The following is a 7,831-nucleotide window of genomic DNA, read 5'->3' as shown; positions in this document are numbered from 1 at the left end:
CGCAGCGCGAGCATGATCTGCATGACGATCGGGGTCAGGATCAGCGCGGCGCCGTCGTTGGCGAACACCGCGGCGATCGCGGCCCCGAGCAGCACGATCAATACGAACAGCGCCCGCCCGTGGCCGCGTCCCCANCGGGCGACGTGNAGTGCGGCCCACTCGAAGAAGCCGCACTCGTCGAGGATCAGCGAAATGATGATCACGGCGACAAAGGCCAACGTGGCGTTCCAGACGATGCCCACNACGGTGGGCACGTCGGAGANGTGCACCACCGTGGTGGCCAGGGCCACGACCGCNCCGCCNAGCGCGCTCCAGCCGATACCCAGGCCCTTGGGTTGCCAGATCACCAACGTGAGCGTGGCGAGGAAGATCAGAATGGCTGCCACAGTCATGGCGTCGTCGTCTCTCCTGTCNAGCGTGAATCGGGGTCGGTGGCCGGGAGGTGCGTGACCACCGTGTGGGGTTGGTGGTCGCCGTGGGCGAGCCGCACCAACTGCTCGGCCCCTACCGGCGCTGCGACACTCCAAGGCAGTACGGCGGTGCGCTCGGCGTGGTCGGTGGTGACCTCGGCGAGGTAGCGGCGTTCGGACGAGGCGCGGGCCACCAGCAGCGGGTCGACTGGGGAGGCTGCGGCCAAGCTCTGGTTGACTACCCAGGCGAACGGCTTGATNCCCGCCCGAGCGAGGTCGCCCTGCAGCGCGGCGGCCTCGTGTACGGGTGTGGCCTCCGGCAGGCTCACCAGAACGACGCGGGTGTAGTCCGGATCGGTCAGCCGGTCGAGGAGTTCCACTGCTTCGGCCGGTGGAGCCTGGCCGGTCTGCTGGGACAACTGGCGCTGGTAGCTGCGCGAGGCATCCAGCAGCAACAGTGTGTGCCCGGTCGGGGCGGTGTCGACCACCACGATCCGGTCCTGAGCGGCGGCCACGGTGCGGGCGAAGGCGTGGAAGACTGCGATTTCCTCGGTGCAGGGCGACCGTAGGTCCTCNACCAGCAAGGCCCGGCCCTGCGCATCGAGGTTCGCGCCGGCCTCGGCAAGTACTGCCTCGGTATAGGCTGCCGTTTCGGCTGCCGGGTCGATGCGTGTGACCTCCAGGTCACCAAGACCTTCGCCCAGCGAGGTGTTCAGATGCGCGGCCGGGTCGGTGGTGGTCAGCGTGACCGCAAGCCCCCGCCGGGCCAGCGCCACGGCCACGGCTGAGGCGACCGTGGTCTTGCCGACGCCGCCCTTTCCCAGCATCATCACCAGCCCGCGACCGCATGCGGCGACCTCGTCGACCAGTTCCCGCAGGTTGGTGGCGACCCCGGCGGGCAGCACGTCGCCTGCAGTCGAGGCTGAGTGCGCTGGCAGTGTGGGATGGAGCATGGCGCGCAGCCCAGCCACGCCCAGCGGCAACTCCGGCAGTAGAGGCACGTACTCGATCTCGGTGACCTCCGCCAACGACTCGGGCATCTGCTCCAGCGCGTCCTGAGCCCGTTGCTGCCACGCCTGCGCCAGGGGATCGTCGTTGTGGGTGGCGGTGAACACGCCGTTGACGATCAACTGCTGGTTGCCGACGCCGAGTTCCCGCAGTTCCGCCGACGCTCGCCCAGCCTCCGCGAGTGCCCCTTGCTCGGGGCGGGTCACCAGGGCCAGCGTGGTCTGACCCGCGTCGGCCAGGGCGTGCATCGCGTCGGCGTAGCGCTGCTGCTGCGCGCCCATCTCCGCCAGCGGGCCGATGCACGAAGCGCCGCCGGGATTAGTAGCCAGGAAGTCTGACCACGCGCTGGGCAGGCTCAACAGCCGCAGCGTGTGTCCGGTGGGTGCGGTGTCGAACACGACGTGGTCGAACCGCTCGCGGATCGCCGGGTCGGTCAGCAACGCGACGAACTCGTTGAACGCGGCGATCTCGACCGTGCAAGCGCCAGAGAGCTGTTCCTCGATCTGCTCCACGGCCGAGGCGGGCAGGCTGTCCCGGTACGGGCCGAGGACCTTCTCCCGATACTGGGCCGCCGCCTCACCCGGATCGAGGTTCATCGCGAACAACCCAGCCACCCCGGGNACCGGCTGCGGGTCCCTGCCCGCAGTGGTCTCCAGGACCTCGCCGAGGTTCGAGGCGGGATCGGTGCTGACCACCAGGACGCTGCGCCCGGCATCGGCTAATCCGATCGCCGTCGCCGACGCCGTCGACGTCTTGCCCACGCCGCCTTTACCGGTGAAGAACACGAACGGCGTGCGTACCCGGAGGAGAGTGCCGAGGACCAGGTCGGTGGGCGCCGTCGGCACGCTCAGGCACTCTCCGCCGCCGCAGCACCCGCCGGGCTCGGTCTGCTCGATCACCGGCAGGCCGGGCCGCTCAGTGGCCACGCCCGTCCACTCGGCCAGTTCCACGCGCGTCGGGTACCGCCCAGAGGTGCGCAGCGCACCATCCACGAACACTGCAGGCAGGGCTTCCTCGCCCTTGTCCTTCAGCAGCGCGCCGACCTCACCGTTCTCGACGAACTTGCCGGGCTCGGAGGAAAAGCCGAACCGGTGGACCTGCACGCCAACCGAGCCCAGCCACTCCACATCCGCGGCGAACTGCGTCAACGCCGGGTCCACTGACGGCCCACACACCCCGGTCGAACAGCACATCGCCGGATCAAAAATCTCAACAGAAGCCATCACGGAACCCTTCCCACTGGGAGCACTACACAGCTGACACTACATCGACCCAAGCTGATAAATCAAACAAAGCTGATGTAAGGGTCGACTGGTTCAGGGTCTTGGCTCCGAGGTGAGAAGTAAAACAGCAGCTTATGTGTATCGCGTGCCATCCGAACCTTCACTTGACAGGACGCTCTCATCGATGCTTACATCAAATCATGTTGATGTCACCCGTTGCTGGGGCTGACGAAGACGCTCCCGGACACGCTGCGGTCGCGCAACCAGACCTCGCCGAAGCTGCCGTGAAGCTCTTCGGGGACCCCCTCCGCGCGGAGATCGTGCGGCTGCTCGCCCGCGAACAGATGTGCACCTGCCACCTGGTGGACGACACCGGCGCCCGGCAATCCACCATCAGTCACCACCTGCGCGTTCTCCGCGAAGCCGGCTTTATCTCCGCCGAGCCGCGCGGCCGGTACACCTACTACCGGCTCCGCCCGGAAGCGCTGAGCCTGCTCACCGTCGGCATCGCGAACCTCACCGCGCAGGCACACCACGCACAGGCCATCCGCCGCCCCTGCGTCTGAGCCGAACGCGACGTCCCATCAATACAACTCGATAGGATACCCGGCCCCAGCAATCAAGCCCCGAGTCAAGACTCGCCCTTCCGAACTTCAGGCGGCTGACCATGTCCACGTCACCCCACCACCACGATGCCGAGGAATACCGGCTGGCCGACCCACACGTCACCGAACTCCTCGACCGCGTCACCGCCGACCTGCAACCCCAGTTCNGGGGAATCTTCGGCTCGGAAACCATCCGCGCGGTACTGGACGAGACCTACACGCAACTCAACGCCACCGCGCGGGTGCACACCCACCTCGCCACGCTCGCGACGCGCTTCGCTCGCGAACGCCTNACCTCGATCGCCAAGAACCAAGGAGCCCTCGTGTCCTCGACCCCCGAAGTGCTGTTCGTTTGCGTGCACAACGCAGGTCGATCCCAGATGGCCGCCGCACTGCTGCACTACCGTGCCCAAGGCCGGGTCACCGTCCGCTCCGCTGGCTCCGCCCCGGCCGAGACCATCAACCCGGCGGTTGTGCTCGCGATGGCCGAACTCGACCTCGACCTGTCCCAGGAATTCCCCAAGCCGCTGACCACCGAGGCGGTCGAGGCTGCCGATGTCGTGATCACGATGGGCTGCGGGGACGCCTGCCCGGTCTTTCCCGGCAAGCGCTACCTCGACTGGGAACTCGACGACCCCGCCGGAAAGGCAGTCGAGGAAGTCCGCGCCGTCCGGGACGAGATCGACCGCCGCGTCACCGGACTGCTGGCCGAGCTGGCACCGGAGGCCGCGCAGTGACGGGCGAGGTCCGCAACCTGATCATCGTGGGCTCCGGCCCAGCCGGGTACACCGCCGCGGTGTACGCGGCTCGCGCCGAACTCGAACCGCTCGTCTTCGAGGGCACTCAGTTCGGTGGTGCGCTGATGACCACCACCGAGGTCGAGAACTACCCTGGCTTCCGCGACGGCATCATGGGTCCCGACCTCATGGAGCAGATGCGCAACCAAGCCCAGCGCTTCGGTGCCGAACTCCGAACTGAGGACGTCGAGAAGATCGACCTCAGCGGGGACACGAAAACCGTCCTCGTCAACGGCGTCGAATACCGGGCCAAGGCCATCATCCTCGCGATGGGCGCCGCCGCCCGCTACGTCGGAGTGCCCGGCGAGGAACGCTTGCTCGGACATGGCGTCTCCTCCTGCGCCACCTGCGACGGGTTCTTCTTCCGNGACCAGGACATCGCCGTCGTCGGCGGCGGGGACTCGGCGACGGAGGAAGCGACCTTCCTCACCCGTTTCGCCCGCTCGGTCACGATCATCCACCGTCGCCAGGAATTCCGTGCATCCAAGATCATGCTCGAACGCGCCCGCGCGAACGAGAAGATCAAGTGGCGCACCAACGCCGTCGTCACCGAGGTCGTCGGCGACACCGCGGTCACCGGTTTGAAGCTCCAGGACACGGTCACCGGCGCCGAATCCGAGCTTCCGGTCAGCGGCATGTTCGTCGCGATCGGGCACGACCCCCGCAGCGAACTTGTCCGCGACCAGCTCGACATCGACGACGAGAAATACGTCCTCGTGCAACAACCCGCCACGAATACCGGCATCCCCGGAGTTTTCGCTGCGGGTGACCTGGTGGACAAGACCTATCGCCAGGCCGTCACCGCGGCCGGCTCCGGTTGTGCGGCAGCCATCGACGCCGAACGCTGGCTCGCCGAACACGAAGCGACCAGCGTCGAACACGTTGCGTCCGAACACGCGGGCGGCGGATACGCCATCGAGCTCGGAGCCGCTGCACGCTGACGTCCGACCTCTCGTGGCCCTGACCCGGCAGGAAACTCATTTGTGCCGGGTCAGGGCCACGATTTGTCTATTCGGCTGTCGCTTTGCGTCGCGCAATGGACGAGGTTCCGCTGCCCGTGGATGACGTCGCTCGTTAGCGGGCGGGCAGTAGCCGGGGGATGGCTCGGACGTAGATCACCATGCCGGTGACCTCCACGAGGGTCTGGGTGACCACGACGACTGCGGCCATCGCGAGCCTGTCCGGCAGTGCCAGCGCCAGCGGAAGGACAACCAGGGAGTTGCGCGTCGCGCCGGTGAACACGATGGCCCGGCCGTCGGGTGTGCTCAGGCGGAACAGGCGCGTGACGGCGAGTCCGACGAAAGCCATGACGAGCAGGAAGAGCAAGTAGAAGGGCACGACGTGGGCTACGTCGCCAAGGTTGCCGCCCAGCTTCGGTATCTGGGAGGCGACGACGGTCAGCAGGGTCGCGGCCATGAGCGGCACCATCGCCGTGCCCATCGCGTCGGCAGTTTTCTGCCCGACCGGGCGGCAGGCGGCCCAAGTCTGGGTGAGCCAGGCCAGTGTGAGCGGAATGACGATCAGCACGAGGAACGCCGTGATGAACGGCCCGGGTTCAACGATGCTGGCCAGCTCCGAGCCCATGAACAGGTAGAGGTATACCGGCAGGAACACCATTTGCGCGAGCAGCAGCAGCGGGGTGGCGGCCAGGAGTCGCTGGCTGCTGCCGCCGGCGAGCGAACTGAAGACGATCACATAGTCGATGCAGGGCGTGAGCAGCACCAGCAGCACGCCCATGCGCACGGCTTGGTCGGCAGGTAGGAAGGCGAACATGGCGGCGACCACCAGTGGCACCACGAGGAAGTTGACCACCAGCGCCGCGGTCAGGAACCGGCCGACCCGCAGTGAGTGGACCAGCTCGGCAGCGGGTACCTGTAGGAACGTCACGTACAGCAAAGCCGCGAGCACAGGGTTGATCGCGTGCTCCAGGCCCGGCCCGATCTCGGGAACGCCCCAGCCCACGAGGGCTCCGGTCGCCATCGCCGCCACGTAGACCGCGACCTGGTGCCGCTCCATACCGGCAACCAGACCCGGTGCTTGCTCCGACACTGCATTCTCTCCTGATATTCGGTCTTACCACGTGGGGCTGGGTTGCATTCGAGTTCTGCTGCGTGTGGGGGCGCCGCTTGCCCCACGCCCCACAGCGTGACGGTGCGCTGCGCATTGGCTTCGCGACGTGGGTACGTGGGGATGCGATGCCGTGGCGATCAGGTGGCCGGGCCGAACAGTTCGGCCAGGAGGTCTGCCCCCTCGGCTGGCGCACGCACGTCTAGGTGCAGGTCGGTGCCGTCGAGGTGGAGACGGAAGTCGAAGAAGGGGCAGCACTGCTGCTCGGCGACGGCCAGCTCGGCGACCTGCAGGATGCGTTCGGCGGGCAGGGTCATGTGGAGTCCGCCGGAGATCGGTGTGCGCGTGGCCCCGTCCAAAATCGCGTGCCAGCTGAGGGCGCGCGCGGCGATGTCGTCTCCGGCAAGTGAGCAGGCGACGGGCGCGGTCTGCCACTGCTCGGTAGTGCGCCCGTTGGGTGTGATCGCCACGTCGGCTGGCCCGCCGGGATGGGGGCCGGAGAGGAAACCACAGTGTGGGCTGCATGGCTGGTCGCGGTCGGGCAGCGCGTCCAGGTGGTCCAGTGCGGCGTGCAGCGAGGCAGTGAAGGCGGCCAGCTCGGCGACGCGCTGCTCAGCTTCGTCTAAACGAGCAGCGATGCGGGGGCGTAGATCGGCCTTGACCTCCTTACAAGCACCGGTCTCCCAAACACTGAGCAGTTCGCCGATCTCCTCCAACGGAAGCCCGAGGTGTTTGGCGGCGCCGATGAATGCCAGGCGGTCAACGGCATCCTCGCCATACAGGCGATAGCCAGCCGGTGTCCTCTCGGCGGGCAGCAGACCTGCGCTTTCGTAGAAGCGCAGCGTGGTAGCCGGGACGCCGCAGCGCTCGGCGAGCTGAGAGATCCGCATCGTGCTCACGGCCTCCACGGTAAACTTTCAAGTCGACTCGAAGGTCAAGCGCGAGCCCTCGTCGGCCCGTTGCGGCCGATCCCGGCCCAGCGCGTTGGCCCAGCCGCCTGCGGTCCGGTAGAACCGCAGGCGAGGCATACGGTCAGCCGACTGGTTGACGTGCGCGACCCGGCTGACCAACGCCCTATTCCACCGCGGCCAGCACTGCTACGGGTTGGCGGTGCTGGCGGATGTGACGGGTGAGGGCGCGGGCTCGTGTCGAGCCGATGCCGAGCTTCCGGCGGAGCGTGTCGGCTGAGATCGGACGCTGATAGAGGTTCCAGCGTTCGGCGTCGAGCCGATGTGCTTCCTCACACAGCGGATCATCACCCTCACCGTGGGGTGGTTCTGAGTCAGCGTCGGCATTGTTGGCGCCGTGACCAGGCACGTTGTTCACCATCGTGCGCAGTGCTGGCGCCTCCTCGGGAGTCTCCAGCGCCGGACTGGCCTCGCCCGGGGCCGTCGCAGACGGCTGCCCGAGTGTGGACTCGCCGGATTCATGAACGTTGTCTCGTACCGTCTCCGCGCGGCGGCGCTTGATCGCTTGGTTGAGGAGTTCGACCGAGAGCAGCAGCGCGAGGGGTGGGCAGGCGGCGACGGCGATGGAGAAGGCGTTCAGCTCGGGCGCGGAGGCGATGTTGGCGCACAGCGAAAGCCCAATGCCGAGGGCGAACGACAGCCACGCCTTCCACCGCCCGGTGGCGCAATGACGGTGGCCCGCCTTCCACAGCTCGATCGTGGCCATCGTCAACAACCCGTCGACGATGAGCGGCCAGAGGGTGGCGGTGGTCT

8 protein-coding genes and 1 pseudogene are annotated in these 7,831 nt (G+C 67.5%); 4 read left to right on the top strand and 5 right to left on the bottom strand.

Going from position 1 to position 7,831, the window contains the following annotated elements; genetic code table 11:
• Together A37U_RS0135920 and arsA are read right to left on the bottom strand one after the other, a co-directional pair.
• A partial coding sequence (locus A37U_RS0135920; protein ID WP_020501496.1) for an ArsB/NhaD family transporter occupies nt 1–392 on the bottom strand: 392 nt, incomplete at its 3' end.
• Nucleotides 389–2,641 (bottom strand): arsenical pump-driving ATPase, encoded by a 2,253-nt coding sequence (arsA, locus tag A37U_RS47085; protein WP_083934185.1) that lies wholly within the window; start codon nt 2,639–2,641, stop codon nt 389–391. The genes A37U_RS0135920 and arsA, both read right to left, overlap by 4 nt.
• 284 nt (nt 2,642–2,925) lie before the next feature.
• Between arsA and A37U_RS0135910 the strand changes: the two genes are divergently transcribed.
• From A37U_RS0135910 to trxB, 4 genes and pseudogenes are all read left to right on the top strand, one after another.
• Entirely contained in the window at nt 2,926–3,207 is a 282-nt protein-coding gene (locus tag A37U_RS0135910; protein WP_020501494.1) for an ArsR/SmtB family transcription factor, read from the top strand.
• 101 nt (nt 3,208–3,308) lie between these two features.
• Nucleotides 3,309–3,538 (top strand): annotated as a pseudogene (locus A37U_RS54730) (three-helix bundle dimerization domain-containing protein); the annotation flags it as partial.
• A 31-nt stretch (nt 3,539–3,569) separates the two neighbouring features.
• Nucleotides 3,570–3,983, top strand: coding sequence for an arsenate reductase ArsC (locus A37U_RS53270; protein ID WP_205623099.1), 414 nt, complete (start codon nt 3,570–3,572; stop codon nt 3,981–3,983).
• Complete coding sequence (trxB, locus tag A37U_RS0135900; protein WP_020501492.1) at nt 3,980–4,984, top strand: thioredoxin-disulfide reductase; 1,005 nt, start codon at nt 3,980–3,982, stop codon at nt 4,982–4,984. Before A37U_RS53270 ends, trxB begins: the two co-directional genes overlap by 4 nt.
• A 133-nt stretch (nt 4,985–5,117) precedes the next feature.
• Here trxB and A37U_RS0135895 read toward each other — a convergent pair whose 3' ends face one another.
• The 3 genes from A37U_RS0135895 to A37U_RS47080 all read right to left on the bottom strand — a co-directional run.
• Nucleotides 5,118–6,059: an arsenic resistance protein gene (locus A37U_RS0135895; protein WP_020501491.1), complete on the bottom strand. Its 942-nt coding sequence runs from the start codon at nt 6,057–6,059 to the stop codon at nt 5,118–5,120.
• Nucleotides 6,060–6,250: 191 nt separating this feature from the next.
• Complete coding sequence (locus A37U_RS0135890; protein WP_040589754.1) at nt 6,251–7,000, bottom strand: heavy metal-responsive transcriptional regulator; 750 nt, start codon at nt 6,998–7,000, stop codon at nt 6,251–6,253.
• 184 nt (nt 7,001–7,184) lie between these two features.
• A partial coding sequence (locus A37U_RS47080; RefSeq protein WP_040589749.1) for a DUF2637 domain-containing protein occupies nt 7,185–7,831 on the bottom strand: 647 nt, incomplete at its 5' end.

It is taken from the genome of Sciscionella marina DSM 45152 (assembly GCF_000379465.1).
GTDB classification, from domain to species: domain Bacteria; phylum Actinomycetota; class Actinomycetes; order Mycobacteriales; family Pseudonocardiaceae; genus Sciscionella; species Sciscionella marina.
Note: the sequence above shows the minus strand (reverse complement) of the source record. Positions and strands in the feature narration are given on the sequence as shown.